Source organism: Actinoplanes palleronii, from assembly GCF_016862315.1.
GTDB classification, from domain to species: Bacteria; Actinomycetota; Actinomycetes; order Mycobacteriales; family Micromonosporaceae; genus Actinoplanes; species Actinoplanes palleronii.
This window is the reverse complement of record NZ_BOMS01000186.1, coordinates 1-14,785: the sequence shown is the minus strand read 5'-3', so window position 1 is coordinate 14,785 and position 14,785 is coordinate 1. Positions and strand designations below refer to the sequence as shown.

Genomic DNA, 14,785 nt, shown 5'->3' with positions numbered 1-14,785 from the left:
CGGCCGTTACAACCCTGCGTGGGGAGTTTCGGTGCGGAGCGCGCCACAACTCCCCACGCTCGGGTCAGCGGACCCAGGGTGGGCTGATCACTGAGCCGTCCGGGAGCGTCGCCGTCAGCCCGACGCTGGTGGTCACCCACGCCTGCGCCGTCTCGGTGCTCGGGTTGTCGACACCGAACACCGACCCGGCCGGCACCCGCAGCACGTCCCCGGCGGCCATACCCTCGGACACCCCGTCCAGGGACACCCTGATCTGGCCGGCGAGCAACAGGAACACCTCTTCCCGGTCGACCCGGTGCGTCAGCCCCTCCACGCCGCCGGCGATCTCCAGCCGCCAGGCGCAGAGCTCCGTGCTCCCGGTCGCCGGCGCCACGTACGAATGGAAGACCGCCCCGTGCAGCCGGTGCACAACAGCCTCGTCCCGCCGATGAATCGCCATGATCTCTCCCCGCAAATAGACAAGCTGCTTGACTACATAGTCAACCGGCTTGACCTTCATGTCAAACTGTTCCGGTGCGACGTGATCTTCTGGACCTCCCGGTGCTGCTGCTCGGCGCCGCATCCACCCTGGTCGACGGCATCGACGCCGGCGTCCGGGCCCGCGGCTTCACCGACATCCGCCCGGCGCACGGCTACGCGTTCGTCCGCCTCGCCCCGGACGGCGCCACCATCGTCGAACTCGCCGAGCACCTGGGAGTCACCAAGCAGGCCGCCAGCCAGATGGCCGACGAGCTGGTCCGCAAGGGCTACGTCGAGCGCCGCGCGCACCCGGCCGACGCCCGCGCCCGCCTGCTGACCCTCACCGACCGGGGCTGGGCCTGCACCCGCGCCGCCGACGAGGCCGCCGAGCAGGTCCTCCGCCCCTGGGCCGACTCCCTCGGCCCGGAACAGCTGGCCACGGTCCGCACCGCCCTCTCCCGCCTCACCGTCCCCGGCCGTATCCGCCCGGCATGGTGACCGCCGCCACGCCGGTCTGGCTGCTGGACGTCGACGGCGTCCTGAACGCGAACCGTCCCGGCTGGAGCGCCGCGCCCCGCCGCGGCATGGCCTACGCCGGGGGCACCGGCTTCCTGATGCGCTGGGCACCGGCCCTGCTCGACCGGATCCGGGCGCTGCACCGGAGCGGTGCCGTGGAGATCCGCTGGTGCACCACCTGGTGTGCCCACACCGGCCAGCTGGAACGCCTCTTCGGGCTGCCCCGCTTCGAGCCGTGCTGGCACGAGGACCTCGCCCCGCCGGACGCCCCGATCGCCAAGCTGGCCGCGGCCCACCAGGTCCTGGCCGACGGCCGCCCGCTGATCTGGACCGACGACGCGGACATCCCACCGGCCGCCCACGACGAACTCCCCCGGCTCGGCCGGACCCTGCTGATCGCCCCGGCCCCGAACCGCGGGCTCCAGCCGGACCACCTCACCACCATCGAAACCTTCGTCGCCGCGCCGCCCACGTAGCAGCCCCGTCTCGGCGAGATCGAGCGGCGGGAGGCGAGCGGCGAGGTGGGGGCCGGTCGGAAAGCGAACGGCCCGCCGGAAGGAACCGGCGGGCCGTCGTCGTACCGAAAAATCAGTCGCGCTCGATGTGGTGGCCGATCAGCTGAGGGCCCATGATGACCGCGACGCCGGAGCCGTCGCGGCGGGCGTCCGGCTCGGGGAGCTCGACCGGGTCGCCGGTGCTGCTGGCGCCGACCGGGCGCGGGCCGACCCACGCCACCACCAGCTCGGTCTCGCCCTTGAGGAACCGCTGCACCCGGACACCGCCGGTGGCACGGCCCTTGGCCGGGTAGGACGAGAACGGTGACACCTTCACCTGGGTGCCGGTCGACGTGACGACCATCGGCTCGCCGTGCGAGGCCTCCGACGTGGACACCACGTTGAACGAGACCACCGACGACCCCGCGGTCAGGTTGATGCCGGCCATGCCGCCGCCCTTGAGTCCCTGCGGCCGGACCAGCTTGGCCGGGAACCGCAGCAGCGACGCGTCGGTGGTGACGAAGACCAGCGCCTCCGCACCGTCGGCGAGCCAGGTCGCCTGCAGCACCTCGTCACCCTCCTTGAGGGTGATCACCTCGAACTCGTCGGAGCGCACCGGCCACTCCGGCGCGCACACCTTGACCACGCCGAGCCGGGTGCCCAGCGCGAGGCCGGGCGACTCGCCGGGGGTCAGCGGCGCGAGCCCGACCACCTGCTCGCCCTTCTCCAGCGGCACCAGCTCGGACGCGGACATGCCGCCGCGCAGCGAGACCGTCCCGGACTGCTCCGGCAGCACCGGCAGCGGCAGCACGTCGGTCTTGAACGCCCGCCCCCGGTTGGTGATCAGCAGGATCCGGCCGCGCGCGGTGGCGTGGATGATCGCGCGGACCGTGTCGTGCTTGACCCGGCCGCTGCGCTTGCGGGCCTCGGCCGACTCCTCGCTCTCCGCCGCGGTCCGGGCGATCAGCCCGGTGGCGGAGAGGATGATCTGGCACGGGTCGTCGGCGACCTCGAGCGGCCCGGCCGGGATCGAGGCGGCGAGCACCTCCTTGAGGTCACCGTCGATCAGCGTGGTGTTGCGCGGCCGGCCGAACTCGCTGGTCACCGCGGCCAGCTCGTCCGAGACGACCTGCTTGAGCACGTCCTCGTTGTCGAGGATCCGGCTGAGCTCGGCGATCTCGCCGCGCAGCTTCTCCTGCTCGGTCTCCAGCTCGATCCGGTCGAACCGGGTGAGCCGCCGCAGCGGCGTGTCCAGGATGTACGTCGCCTGGATGTCGCTGAGCCCGAACTCGCTCATCAGCGAGGCCTTGGCGGCGCCCGCGTCGTCGCTGGCCCGGATCAACGCGACCACCCGGTCGATGTCGATCAGGGCGATCAGCAGGCCGTCGACCAGGTGCAGCCGGTCCTCGCGCTTGGTCCGCCGGTACGTCGTCCGCCGGGTGACCACCTCGTACCGGTGCTGGACGAACACCTCGAGCAGCGCCTTGAGCCCGAGAGTCCGCGGCTGCCCGTCGACCAGCACCAGGTTGTTGATGCCGAACGAGCTCTCCAGCGGGGTCAGCCGATAGAGGTCGGCCAGCAGCGCCTGCGGGTTGACGCCGACCTTGCACTCGATCACCAGCCGGGTGCCGTGCTCGCGGTCGGTGAGGTCCTTGACGTCGGCGATGCCCTGCAGCCGCACCGCCTGCCGCTGCCCGCGCCGCGGGCCGGAGGTGATCAGCTTGCCCTTCACCTCGTCGGTGATCGCCTCGATGATCTTCTCGGTGCCGACGCCGTAGGGCAGCTCGGTGACCGTGATCGCCTGGCGTCCGCGGCCACCCTCGAGCAGGCCGGTCTGCGCCTTGGCCCGGATCCGGACCACACCGCGGCCGGTCTCGTACGCCCGGCGCACCTCGTCCAGGCCGAGCAGCTGACCGCCGGTGGGCAGGTCGGGGCCGGGCACGAAGCGCATCAGCTCGTCGAGGTCGGCCTCCGGGTTGGTGATCAGGTGCCGGGCGGCTGCGACCACCTCGCCGAGGTTGTGCGGGATCATGTTGGTGGCCATCCCGACCGCGATCCCGGACGTGCCGTTGACCAGCAGGTTCGGGAAGGCGGCCGGCAGCACCTTGGGTTCGAGGTCGGAGCCGTCGTAGGTCGGCTTGAAGTCGACCGTGCCCTCGCCCAGCTCACCGACCAGCAGCATCGCCTCGCGCGACATCCGGGCCTCGGTGTACCGGGAGGCGGCCGGGCCGTCGTCCGGCGAGCCGAAGTTGCCGTGCCCGTCGATCAGCGGTGTGTTCAGCGAGAAGTCCTGGGCGAGCCGGACCAGGGCGTCGTAGATCGCCACGTCGCCGTGCGGGTGGTACTTGCCCATCACGTCGCCGACGACGCGGGCGGACTTCACATACGCCCGGTCGGGGCGGTGCCCCTGCTCGGACATCGACCAGAGGATCCGCCGGTGCACCGGCTTGAGGCCGTCACGGGCGTCCGGCAGGGCCCGGGAGTGGATGACCGAGTAGGCGTACTCCAGGTAGGAGTCCTCCACCTCGGTGGTGAGCGGATTGTCGATGACCCGGGCGCCGGCCTGGTCGAATGCCGACAGGTCGACGCGGTTCTCGGTCTTGCGGCGTGCCACTTCTCAACAACCCCTCAGGCGTCGATCGTCTCTTGGTCGATCCGGCCGGCGGCCTCGATCAACCAGTTCTTCCGGGGCTCGACCCGCTCACCCATCAGCAGCTCGAGCGTCGCCTCGGCGCGCTCGACGTCGTCCAGCGTGATCCGCCGGACGGTCCGGGTGGCGGGGTTCATCGTGGTGTCCCACAGCTCGTCGGCGTCCATCTCGCCGAGACCCTTGAACCGGCTCACCGGCGCCAGAGTCTTGCCGGCCCGCTGGAGCTTGCCGAGGGTCGCCTCCATCTCCTGCTGGGTGTACGTGAAGATGGTTTCCGGGTTGCGGCCCTTGGTGGTCATCTTGTGCAGCGGCGGCATCGCGGCGTAGAGCCGGCCGTCCTCGATCACCGGTCGCATGTACTTGGCGAACAGCGTGATCAGCAGGGTCCGGATGTGCGAGCCGTCGACGTCGGCGTCGGCCATCAGCATGACCCGGCCGTAGCGCATCGCGCCGATGTCGAAGGTGCGGCCGGAACCGGCCCCGAGCACCTGCACGATCGCCGAGCACTCGGCGTTGTCGAGCACCTGCTGCAGGCTGGCCTTCTGCACGTTCAGGATCTTGCCGCGGATCGGCAGCAGGGCCTGGTATTCCGAGGAGCGGGCCATCCGGGCGGTGCCGAGCGCGCTGTCACCCTCGACGATGTAGAGCTCGCTGCGGGCGATGCCGGTGGTGCGGCAGTCGACGAGTTTCGGCGGCATCGACGCGCCCTCGAGGGCGGTCTTGCGGCGGGCCGCGTCCTTCTGCTGCTTCTGGGTCAGCCGGACCCGGGCCGCGTCCACCACCTTCTGCAGGACCGTGCGGGCCTCGACCTTGGTGCGCCGGTCGTCGATCCAGCCCTTGACGAACGTCTCGACCAGGGTCTGCATCACCCGGGTGATGCCGGCCGTGGACAGCTCGTCCTTGGTCTGCGAGGTGAACTGCGGCTCCGGCACCCGCACGTGGATGACCGCGGTCATGCCCTCCAGGAGGTCGTCCAGGACGGGCGGCTCCTCCTTCGGCTTGAGCAGGCCACGGGCGTTGCGGATGGCCTCGGTCAGGGAGCGGACCAGGGCCCGCTCGAAGCCCTTGCGGTGGGTGCCGCCGTGCACGTTGCGGATCGTGTTGGTGAAGCACTCGACGTTGCGCTCATAGCCCGTGCCCCAGCGGAAGGCGACCTCGATCTGGGCCTGCCGGACCACGTTGGACTGCATCACGCCGTTCGCGTCGGCGGCGTTTTCCTTGTACGTCCCCTCACCCGTCACCAGCAGGATGCCGGAGACCGGCTTGTCCGACGCGGGGGTGAGGAACTCCACCATGTCGGTCAGGCCGTTGGGGTAGTGGAACTCCTCGGTGGCCGGTTCCTCGGCGGTCGCGTCGAAGACGGTGTATTGCACGCCGGGGACCAGGAACGCGGTGTTGCGCAGCTTGGTGCGGACCGCGTCGACGTCCAGGCGGGCGCCGGTCTCGAAATACCGGGCGTCGTACCAGTAGCGGATCGCGGTGCCGGTCGGCTCGCCGCGTTTCATCTTGCGGACGATCCGCAGACCGGCCTCCGGGCGGAACGTCGCCGCCGGGCCGGGACCGTCGAAGACGCCCGGCACTCCACGCTGGAACGAGATCTCGTGCACCTTGCCGTCACGCTTGACGGTGACGTCGAAGCGCAGCGACAGCGCGTTGACCGCGGAGGCGCCGACGCCGTGCAGGCCGCCGGAGGCCTTGTAGCCCGAGCCGCCGAACTTGCCGCCGGCGTGCAGGCGGGTCAGCACCAGCTCGACGCCGCTGATCCCGGATTTGGCGTGCACGTCGGTCGGGATGCCCCGGCCGTCGTCGTCGACCTGGACCGAGCCGTCGCTGTGCAGCGTGATCGCGATCCGGGTGGCGTGACCACCGACACCCTCGTCGGTGCAGTTGTCGATGATCTCGTTGGCCAGGTGGTTGATGCCCCGGCTGTCGGTCGACCCGATGTACATGCCTGGGCGTTTCCGGACAGCGTCCAGCCCTTCCAGGTGCGTGAGGTCGTCAGCCCCGTACAAGGTGTCTGGCTGTGCGGTCACAGGGCGGCACTCCCGATCGGCCAAGGTGGTCAAGGACGGCGCGAGCCTACCCGGAGCCTCCGACACTTCTGCCCCAGGCGAGGCAGGTCGTGACCACCCGGCCCGAAAATACCGGAAAAAACCCACAAAAAGGCTAGCCGACCGCCACCAGCGGGGCAGACTGAGGCTGTAGCGCTCGCCACAGGTCCAGCGGATAGGACTTGCCGGGCACCGACACGGGTGGCAGTTCCTGATAGGCGATGAGCGCGTCGGTGACGTCCCGGGTCGACGAGCAGACCACCACGGTGTCGTGCGGCGCGTAGGCCTGCAGCCGCGCCGCGGTGCTCACCACGCTGCCGCTGATCATCCCGTAGCCGCCGTTGAAGGTCATCACCGGATCGACGATCACCTCGCCGGTGGCCAGCCCGACCCGGGTCCGCACCCGGTGCCTGCCGGCCAGGAGCCGCCCCCTCAACGACTCCTGGACCGACAGACCCGCGCGCACGGCGGAGGCGGCCGCCTCCGGCTCGAAGCCGTCCTCGCCGGCGCCGAAGACCGCCATCACCGCATCTCCCACGTACTTCTCGATGATGCCGCCGCAGTCACGGACCACCTCGGACACGACCGAGAAGTAGTCCCGCTGCAACGCCCGGACCTCCGCGCAGTCCAGCCGGTCCACCAGAGCGGTGAAGCCGACCATGTCGATGAACAGCACGGTCACGGTCTGGCGCCGCTCCTGGACGGCTACGGTGATGGTGGTCATGTCTCACGCTCCCCCAGATCACTGCGTTGACCGGGAGTACGGTGCCAGCCGTTCTCCACCAGCGGATCCGCAGAACGACGTATCTGTGACGGCTATCGGCGCTCGTCATTTTTGTGACGCAGAACAGTCCGAACCGACGACAACGTGGTACGTGCTTTCGCACTAGGCTGCCGGACATGGCCAGCCAGGGGGACGACGGGCCGCTTGTCGGGCGCACCGGCACGCTGGCCGACATTCAGTCCTACCTGCGCAACGTCGGTCCTGGTGGAACCGCCGCGGTATTCGTGACCGGCGAGAGTGGTGTCGGCAAGAGCCGGCTGCTGCGCGAGACCGCCGACGCGTTGCGCGGTGGGGATTTCGCGGTGCTGCTCGGCACCTGCCTGGACATCGGCGACGCCTCACCGCTGCACCCGGTGCTGCAAGCGCTGCGCCGGCACGACAGTGCGACCACGACGGTCGCCGACGACCCGGGCGCCCTGCTCGAGCGGGTCTCCCGCGACCTGCGGGCGATCGCCGGCGACCGGCAGCTGCTGCTGGTCCTCGACGACCTGCAGTGGGCCGACCGGAGCACCCGCCAGCTGCTGCTCTACCTGCTGGCCGGCCTGGGTGACGTGCGCATCTCGGTGCTGGCCGCGATCCGCGCCGAGGCCCTGCACGGCACTCACCCGCTGCGCCGGGTGCTGGCCGAGCTGCGCCGGCTCCGTTCGGTCCGGGTGGTCGACATCGCGCCGCTGACCGAGGAGCACACCCGGGAGCTGGTCACCGCGATCGTCGGTGGCGACGTGGCCGGCGAGGACGCCGACCGGGTCTACAAGCGCAGCGGCGGCAACCCGTTCGTGGTCGAGGAACTCTCCCGTGACCTGCGCGACGGCCGGGTCGAGCTGTCCGACACGCTGCGCGAGATCTTCCTGGCCCGGGTCGACGAGCTGCCGGCCAACGCGCACGCCGTGGTGCACGCGGTCGCGGCCGGCGTCGAGCCGGTCGACCACGCCGTGCTGGCCAAGGTGGTGCGCCTGCCGGAGGACGGCCTGCTGGAGGCGATCCGGGCCGCGGTGGCGTACCGGTTCGTGGTCAGCGACGCCGAGGGGTACCGGCTGCGGCACCGGCTGGTCGCCGAGGTGCTGGAGCAGGAGGTGCTGCCGGCCGAGGGCGCCGCCCTGCACCGGCGGTACGCGGAGGCCCTGGAGCCGGCCGGCGGCGCCGACGACCACGCCCGGCTGGCCCATCACTGGCAGCGGGCCGGCGTGCCGGCCCGGGCGCTGCCGTCGGTGGTCGCCGCGGCCCGCTCCGCCGAGGGCCTGTACGGCTTCGCCGAGGCTCACCGCTACTGGACCATCGCCCTGCGGCTGACCGCCGACGACGCCACGGAACGCGCTGAGCTGCTCGGACACGCCGCCGAGTCGGCGCACCAGTGCGGCGAGCACGTGCTGGCCCTGGCCAGGCTGGAGGAGCTGGCCGGCCGCAAGGACGCGCCCAGCGAGTGCGAGCTGCACCTGCGCCGGGCCCGCTACCTGGCCGCCACCGGCCGTTCCGAGACCGCCGAGCGGGAGTACGAACTCGCCCTGCAGGCCCCGGACTGCACCCCGCAGCTGCGCGCCACCGCCGCCGCGTTCCTCGCCGAGCTGCTGCTGCACCTGGGCCGGTACGCGGACGCCAACCAGCGCGCCCGCGACGCCCTGGAGCTGGCCGCGGTCAACGGCTCGACCGCCGACCTGGTCCGGGCGAGCGCCGCGCTGGGTTTCAGCGCCGCGTTCCGCGAGGACCCGGACGCCGGGCTGGCGGTCATCCGGCACGCCGTGGAGATCGCCGAGCGCTCCGGCCACCCGGACGACCTGGGCTGCGCCTATCTGCACCTGGCCGAGCTGCTGACCGGCCCGCTGAACAGCATCGAGGAGGGCGTGCTGGTGGCCCGCCGGGGCGCCGCCACGCTGGCCGCGCGCGGGGTCGGCCGGACATACCAGACCCGGCTGCTGGCGATCGCCGGCAACGGCTTGTTCCGGATCGGACAGTGGGCCGAGGCGGACGCCATGCTGGAAGCGGCGATGCAGCACCGCCCGTCCGGCGCCGACGCGGTCGAGCTGCTGCTCGCCCGCTGCCGGCTCTGGGTCGGTTTCGGCGAGGTGGACAACGCCCGGCGGGACCTGGACGCGGTCGCGACCCTGCTGGCCGGCGGCGGGGCCCGGCACGTGCTGCCGATGCTCACGCTGCGCGCCGGCCTGGCGATGTGGCAGAAGGAGCACGCCGAGGCCCGCGCCGCGGTGCAGCGCGGCCTGACCGAGACCCGCTCCGACGACCTGGTGCTGCTCGGTGTGCTGGCCTGGCACGGGCTGCGCGCCGAGGCCGAGGCGCACGTGGCCGGCTCACCCGTCGACCCGGCGGCGCTGCGCCGGCTCAACACCGTGGTCGGCCGGCTGCAGGAGGGCGCCGACAACGCCGCGACCGAGGTCAGGGCGGTGCTCGACGGTTATCTCAACCTCTGCGCCGCGGAGCTGAGCCGGATCGAGGATCGCCAGGACCCGGAGCCGTGGGCCCGGGCTGCGGCCATCTGGGATCGCCGGCAGCAGCCGTACCCGGCCGCGTACTCGCGCCTGCGGCACGCCGAGGCGGCACTGCAGCGCCGGGGGCGGCGGGCGACCGCGATCGCCGGGCTGCGTCAGGCGTACGCGACCACGATCGCGATGGGCGCCCGGCCCCTCGCGAACGAGATCAAGGGCATCGCCCAGCGGTTCCGGGTGTCGCTGGCCGACGACGCGGACACCGTCGCGATGGCGCCGCCGGAGCCGGATCAGGGCGATGAGCTGTCGGTTCTCACCGGCCGCGAGCGCGAGGTGCTGGAAGCGGTGGCCGAGGGGCTGACCAACCGGGAGATCGGCGAGCAGCTGTTCATCAGCGAGCGCACCGTCGGCGTGCACCTGGGCCACATCTTTGACAAACTCCAGGTACGCACTCGCGTGCAGGCGAGTCGCGTCTTCTTGACGGCGGCCTGACCAGGCGTTCGTTATCTCGCCGTGACATACGTACACGGAATACGTCGTTCTACCGATCCCCTCGCGCGGCGCCGGTGAAAGGCTGTTTCGCACGGGGGAGCACCGCCCGGTGGTTCCGGCCGCCGGGCGGTGCTGGGGGCCCTCCGCGTAACCCCGGCAAGTCGCGTGGAGGATCCGATGACCCAGCCCATCTGGGGACCAGTGCAACGTCAGATGTCCACCATCCTGCAGGAGCATCCGGATGACGTGCCCGCCGTCGTCACCCAGCTCCAGGCGTTGCAGGACGTGCTCTGTCAAGTCCCGCCGCTGCTGAACAGCAACCCGCTGGCGGACTTCAACAAGCTCTACCTGGCCATCACCGAGAACGTGCTGGACCGGCTCTACGCGGGCAAGTTCAAGGATCCGGCGTTCCTGTCCCGGCTGGACGTCGAGTTCGCCGGGCGCTATTTCGACGCGCTGCGCTACTGGACCGAGGGTAGCCCGGCCTGTCCCGGCGTCTGGGCCGGCCTGTTCACCCGGATCCCCGGGCCGGACGCCCGCCCGCTGCCGTCGGCGGTCGCCGGGGTCAACGCGCACATCAACTTCGACCTGCCGTTCGCACTGGTCACCACGTTCGACCACCTGGGCACCGACCCGATCGACGGCAGCGACCAGCACCACGACTACCTGCAGGTCAACGACATCTTCGCGGAGGAGATCCCGGGCCTGCGCCGGGGGTATCTCGACCGCTGGCAGCTGCTCATCGACACGATGAACGGCGACCTGGACGACTGGTGGCAGGGCGAGATGGTGGAATACACCCGCAATGTCGCCTGGCGCAACGCGCAGAAGCTCTGGGCGATCCGGCACGACCTGGCGCAGCTCGACCACGAGCGCCGCCGGCTCGACCGCACCGCCACCGGCCTGGGCAAGCTGCTGCTCTCGCCGTTCGCCGACTTCCTGCAGTAGGGCGGGTTCCGCTCGTGGATCTCGAGGGGGGATCCACGAGCGGGCACCCTACTTCGGCTTCTTCACCACGATCAGCCGGGCCGCGGTCGCCGAGCCGCTCTCGACGCCGCCGACGCCGATCTCGGTGCCGGTCTTCAGCGTGTCCCGCTCCACCTTCTTGCGCTGCTGCACCACGCGCAGCGGGTCGCCGTAGGTCCAGGTGAGCGTGAAGCCGTCGGTGGACTCCACGGTCAGGCCCTTGTCGGTCACCGCGGTGATCTTCCCGCGCTGCACCACGACGGTCTTCTCGCCGTCCTTGGCCTGCACGGTCACCTCGCCGTGGAGCGCGTTGTGACGCAGGAGCTGGCGGACGACTTTCGGTCGTACCCTGTCGGTTGTCGCCGTGGTCTCCTCATCGGTGACAAAACCGACCGCCTGGAGTGCCACGGTCTCGGGGTCGATCTCTTTTTCGGACACCGCGGCCGCGCCGCATCCGGCCAGAGCGAGGGTCGCGGTCGCCGCGACGACAAGAGCTTTTCCGGTACGAATCATGGGTACGAGACTGGCCCCGCCCCGATCGACGCACGTCAGCCGATTGTTCGGGTCCGGTAAGGGAGTTCCACGGTGAACCGCGCCCCGCCCTCGGCGGCGTGCCCGGCCTCGATCCGCCCGCCCAGCCGGCCGACCAGACGGGCCGCCAGCGCCAGCCCGAGCCCGCTGCCCACCTTGCGGATGCCCCGGTAGCGGCGGTTCAGCGCGCCCCGCTCGAACGCCACGGCCAGGTCGTCGTCGGTGAAACCGGGCCCGCCGTCGCGCACCTCGACGACACCGCCGGACTCCCCCGCGCGCACCGCGAGCACCAGCGGCGCACCACCCGGCACCACCCGCAGCGCGTTCTCGCACAGCCCGTCGAGCACCTGCCGGATCCGGCCCGGGTCGGTCGCCACGGTGACCGGCTCGTCCGGCAGGTCGACCGTCAGGGTCGGCCCGTCCGGGGAGCACCGCGCCGACCAGGCCCGGCCGGCCTCCCGGACCAGCTCCACCAGGTCCACCGCGACCACGTCCAGCGGCAGGTCGGCGGCCTCCAGCCGGGACAGCACGAGCAGGTCGGAGATCAGCCGGTCCAGGCGGTCGGCCTCGGCCAGCATGGTCGCGCCGGCCTGCGGGGCGTCGTCCGGGCCGACCACACCGTCGGCGAGGGCCTCGGCGTATCCGCGCAGGGTGGCCAGCGGCGTCCGCAGCTCGTGCGAGACCGACAGCAGGAAGTCACGCTCCCGGCCCTCGCTGGTCTGCAACGCCGCGGCCAGCTGGTTCACCGCCTCGGCCAGCCGGACCGCCTCGGCCGGGCCGTGCCGGGCGATCCGCACCGACCGGTCCCCGGCGGCGAGCCGCCCGGCCGCCGCCGCGGCCAGCTCGATCGGCCGGGAGACGAACCGGGCCAGCAGCGCGCCGGCCAGGATCCCGCCGACCAGGCCGGCCAGCAGTGCCCACCAGACCCCGCCGAGCACCTGCAGCGCGACACCGGTCGAGGCCGGCCGGGTGAGCACCACACCGGCGTCCACCCCGGGCAGCGGGCGACCGGCCACGAACGACCACCGCCCGTCCACCCGGGCCCGCACGTTCACCAGGCTGCCCTCGGTCACCTCAGTGATCACCGCGTCCGGCAGGCCGGCGTGATCGGGCACGCCCCGCCGGATCAGGTAGATCTCGATGGCGTCCTGGCGCAGCCGCTTGGCGATCTTCTCGCGGGCCGCCGGGCGCTCGTCGGTGAGCAGCTCCACCGCGATCGCGGACTTCTCCACCAGCTCGGCCCGGATCTGCAGGTTCACGGCGCGGACCGCGACCGGCACGGCGACCAGCGCGGTGACGATCACGGCGACCACCGCGGTGGCCACGGTGACCAGCACGGCGCGGCCGGTCAGCGTACGGAAGAAGTCACGCATCGGCGGTGTACCCGACACCCCGGACGGTCCGGATCAGGCCGGCCGCGGCGCCGAGCTTCGCCCGGACCTGCGCCACGTGCACGTCGACGGTGCGGGTGCCGGCGTGTGAGGCATAACCCCAGACCGCGGCGAGCAGCTCCTCCCGGGTGAACACCCGCCCGGGGCGGCCGGCCAGGTGCGCGAGCAGATCGAATTCGGTCGCGGTCAGGGTCAGGGGCAGCGCGCCGAGGGTGACCGTGCGGCGGCCGAGGTCGAGGGCGAGGGGGCCCAGCTGTCGTACCCGATCGGTTTCCGGCGGGCCCGCGGCCCGGCGCAGCAACGCCTTGACCCGGGTGACCAGCTCCCGCGGGCTGAACGGCTTCGTCACGTAGTCGTCGCCGCCCAGCTCCAGGCCGAGGATCCGGTCCACCTCGTCGTCCCGCGCGGTCAAGAAGATCACCGGTGTCCAGTCGCCGTCGGCCCGCATCCGCCGGCAGATCTCGGTGCCGTCCATCCCGGGCAGCGCGATGTCCAGGATGCACGCCACCGGCCGCAGCCGCCGGGTGGCCGCCAGCCCGGCCACGCCGTCGTGTTCCACCTGCACACCGAAGCCCTCCCGGCTCAGGTAGAGCCGGACCAGATCGGCGATCGGGCGCTCGTCCTCGACGATCAGAACCAGACCCTTGGACGCGTCAGTCACGGGAGCCATCATGCCGTTCCGGCGGGTTATCCGATGTTCGAGCGAGGTAAGGACGACTAGACAGGACGCATGCGGGAGATCGCGTGCGACGAATCCGGGTACGAGGGCGAAAAGCTGATCGGCTCGACCACCCGGCTGTTCGCGCACGCGTCGGTGCGGATCGCGGATCCCGCCGGGGTGCTGACCGAGCTGCGCGCCCGGATCCGCTCCCCCGCCACCCAGTACAAGGCCAACCATCTGCTCCGCGCGAAACACCACGAGACCCTCGCCTGGTTCCTCGGCCCCTCCGGACCGATGCGCGGCAACGGCCACGTCTTCCTCCTGGACAAACCCGCTTTCGTACGATCGGTGGCCGCGTCCGTCCTCGGCCTCGACCTCGCCGACACCGACCTCGCGGCGGCGAACGACGCGCTCCGGCTACGCCGCGGTGACCCACTCCCCCCGACTGCCGCGTCCCCGTCCTTCCCCAGCGCGGCCGGTCTCCCGTCGTTTCCCGGCGCGGCGGCGTTCCGGGAGTGGCTGTGTGAGGACCCGATCGGCCGGTCGGTGCTGGACCCGCTGGTACCGGCCCTGGTCGCGGCGGTCCGCCAGTGGGGCCCGGTGGCCGTCGCGCACGACCGGCAGACCCAGCTCCCGCCCCGCCGAATCGACCTGCTGCGCGAACGCTGTGGCGGCGACCTGCTCGGGTTCCGCTTCCTGGACGCCGAGTCCCACCCGCAGATCCAGCTCGCGGACATGCTGGCCGGCACGGTCCGGCACATCGCCGAGACGGGTGAACCCCGTTGGAGTGAGCTGATCGCCCCATATCTGCTCAAGTGAGACGCATCGAATTGGGAACGCTCCCAAACACCCATATAGTCCTCGGAAAGCGCTCTCCTACATGCTATAAAGGGCGGCGGCTACGACATGGTCCACCGTCGAGCCCTCGTGTGGGCGCGTCACGCTCCACCACCGGAGAGCCGGGCGAGGCGTCACCACGGGGGGATGCCTCGCCCCACCGAACCGCGGCACCCACCCTGCCCCAGCCCACCCTGCCCCACGCAACTCACCCCGCGTGGCAGGTCCCCGGGCGCGCAACTCACCCCGCGTGGCAGGTCCCCGGGCGCGCAACTCACCCCCGCGTGGCAGGTCCCCGGACGCGCAACTCACCCCCGCGAGGCAGGTCCCGCCCCGAACCGCAGCGCGCCTCCCGGTACCGGCTGGTCCTCAGGGGTGTCTCCCGGGCTCCGAGGCACCCCTCAGCACCAGCCGTGCCACTCCGGCTGGTCCTCAGGGGTGTGTCCCGCGGACTTTGGCACCCCTCAGCGCCAGCCGCGCGGCGTCCAATGCCGCTCAGCCTAAGTCGATCTTTATGG

12 protein-coding genes are annotated in these 14,785 nt (G+C 71.7%); 5 read left to right on the top strand and 7 right to left on the bottom strand.

Annotated elements, in window-relative coordinates:
* Positions 1-64 precede the first annotated feature (64 nt).
* Positions 65-439: a cupin domain-containing protein gene (locus tag Apa02nite_RS48880; RefSeq protein WP_203831260.1), complete on the bottom strand. Its 375-nt coding sequence runs from the start codon at positions 437-439 to the stop codon at positions 65-67.
* Positions 440-513: 74 nt separating this feature from the next.
* Here Apa02nite_RS48880 and Apa02nite_RS48875 point away from each other — a divergent pair, with 74 nt between their 5' ends.
* Together Apa02nite_RS48875 and Apa02nite_RS48870 are read left to right on the top strand one after the other, a co-directional pair.
* Entirely contained in the window at positions 514-957 is a 444-nt protein-coding gene (locus Apa02nite_RS48875) for a MarR family winged helix-turn-helix transcriptional regulator (protein ID WP_239165112.1), read from the top strand.
* A complete protein-coding gene (locus Apa02nite_RS48870; RefSeq protein ID WP_203831259.1) occupies positions 951-1,451 on the top strand; it encodes an HAD domain-containing protein in 501 nt (166 codons plus the stop codon). The genes Apa02nite_RS48875 and Apa02nite_RS48870 overlap by 7 nt, the downstream gene beginning before the upstream one ends.
* 112 nt (positions 1,452-1,563) lie before the next feature.
* Here Apa02nite_RS48870 and Apa02nite_RS48865 read toward each other — a convergent pair whose 3' ends face one another.
* The 3 genes from Apa02nite_RS48865 to Apa02nite_RS48855 form a co-directional block, all read right to left on the bottom strand.
* Entirely contained in the window at positions 1,564-4,083 is a 2,520-nt protein-coding gene (locus Apa02nite_RS48865) for a DNA gyrase/topoisomerase IV subunit A (protein ID WP_203831258.1), read from the bottom strand.
* Positions 4,084-4,097: 14 nt separating this feature from the next.
* Positions 4,098-6,152 (bottom strand): DNA gyrase/topoisomerase IV subunit B, encoded by a 2,055-nt coding sequence (locus tag Apa02nite_RS48860; RefSeq protein WP_067692803.1) that lies wholly within the window; start codon positions 6,150-6,152, stop codon positions 4,098-4,100.
* 133 nt (positions 6,153-6,285) lie between these two features.
* Positions 6,286-6,894, bottom strand: coding sequence for an adenylate/guanylate cyclase domain-containing protein (locus Apa02nite_RS48855; protein WP_067692801.1), 609 nt, complete (start codon positions 6,892-6,894; stop codon positions 6,286-6,288).
* 176 nt (positions 6,895-7,070) lie between these two features.
* On the opposite strand from Apa02nite_RS48855, the gene Apa02nite_RS48850 reads away from it, so the two are divergent.
* Together Apa02nite_RS48850 and Apa02nite_RS48845 are read left to right on the top strand one after the other, a co-directional pair.
* Positions 7,071-9,881, top strand: a complete 2,811-nt coding sequence (locus Apa02nite_RS48850) for a LuxR family transcriptional regulator (protein WP_203831257.1) — start codon at positions 7,071-7,073, stop codon at positions 9,879-9,881.
* 177 nt (positions 9,882-10,058) lie between these two features.
* Positions 10,059-10,829 carry a DUF5995 family protein gene (locus Apa02nite_RS48845; protein ID WP_067692796.1) on the top strand — a complete coding sequence of 257 codons (771 nt, stop codon included), beginning with the start codon at positions 10,059-10,061 and terminating at the stop codon, positions 10,827-10,829.
* 48 nt (positions 10,830-10,877) lie between these two features.
* On the opposite strand, the gene Apa02nite_RS48840 is transcribed toward Apa02nite_RS48845, so the two are convergent.
* The 3 genes from Apa02nite_RS48840 to Apa02nite_RS48830 are packed head-to-tail and all read right to left on the bottom strand — an operon-like array spanning position 10,878 to position 13,439.
* Complete coding sequence (locus Apa02nite_RS48840) at positions 10,878-11,360, bottom strand: DUF4388 domain-containing protein (RefSeq protein ID WP_203831256.1); 483 nt, start codon at positions 11,358-11,360, stop codon at positions 10,878-10,880.
* Positions 11,361-11,395: 35 nt separating this feature from the next.
* The gene (locus Apa02nite_RS48835) at positions 11,396-12,751 is read right to left on the bottom strand and encodes a sensor histidine kinase (RefSeq protein ID WP_203831255.1); all 1,356 of its coding nucleotides are present in this window, start codon (positions 12,749-12,751) and stop codon (positions 11,396-11,398) included.
* Positions 12,744-13,439 carry a response regulator transcription factor gene (locus Apa02nite_RS48830; protein WP_203831254.1) on the bottom strand — a complete coding sequence of 232 codons (696 nt, stop codon included), beginning with the start codon at positions 13,437-13,439 and terminating at the stop codon, positions 12,744-12,746. Before Apa02nite_RS48830 ends, Apa02nite_RS48835 begins: the two co-directional genes overlap by 8 nt.
* A gap of 60 nt (positions 13,440-13,499) precedes the next feature.
* Here Apa02nite_RS48830 and Apa02nite_RS48825 point away from each other — a divergent pair, with 60 nt between their 5' ends.
* Positions 13,500-14,249, top strand: coding sequence for a hypothetical protein (locus Apa02nite_RS48825; RefSeq protein WP_203831253.1), 750 nt, complete (start codon positions 13,500-13,502; stop codon positions 14,247-14,249).
* Positions 14,250-14,785 lie beyond the last annotated feature (536 nt).

What these genes read in the sequence shown, in the direction of transcription:
- Apa02nite_RS48880 (WP_203831260.1), bottom strand. Translation starts at nt 439, where the DNA reads ATGGCGATTCATCGGCGGGACGAGGCTGTTGTGCACCGGCTGCACGGG.
- Apa02nite_RS48870 (WP_203831259.1), top strand. Translation starts at nt 951, where the DNA reads ATGGTGACCGCCGCCACGCCGGTCTGGCTGCTGGACGTCGACGGCGTC.
- Apa02nite_RS48855 (WP_067692801.1), bottom strand. Translation starts at nt 6,894, where the DNA reads ATGACCACCATCACCGTAGCCGTCCAGGAGCGGCGCCAGACCGTGACC.
- Apa02nite_RS48850 (WP_203831257.1), top strand. Translation starts at nt 7,071, where the DNA reads ATGGCCAGCCAGGGGGACGACGGGCCGCTTGTCGGGCGCACCGGCACG.
- Apa02nite_RS48845 (WP_067692796.1), top strand. Translation starts at nt 10,059, where the DNA reads ATGACCCAGCCCATCTGGGGACCAGTGCAACGTCAGATGTCCACCATC.
- Apa02nite_RS48840 (WP_203831256.1), bottom strand. Translation starts at nt 11,360, where the DNA reads ATGATTCGTACCGGAAAAGCTCTTGTCGTCGCGGCGACCGCGACCCTC.
- Apa02nite_RS48835 (WP_203831255.1), bottom strand. Translation starts at nt 12,751, where the DNA reads ATGCGTGACTTCTTCCGTACGCTGACCGGCCGCGCCGTGCTGGTCACC.
- Apa02nite_RS48830 (WP_203831254.1), bottom strand. Translation starts at nt 13,439, where the DNA reads ATGGCTCCCGTGACTGACGCGTCCAAGGGTCTGGTTCTGATCGTCGAG.
- Apa02nite_RS48825 (WP_203831253.1), top strand. Translation starts at nt 13,500, where the DNA reads ATGCGGGAGATCGCGTGCGACGAATCCGGGTACGAGGGCGAAAAGCTG.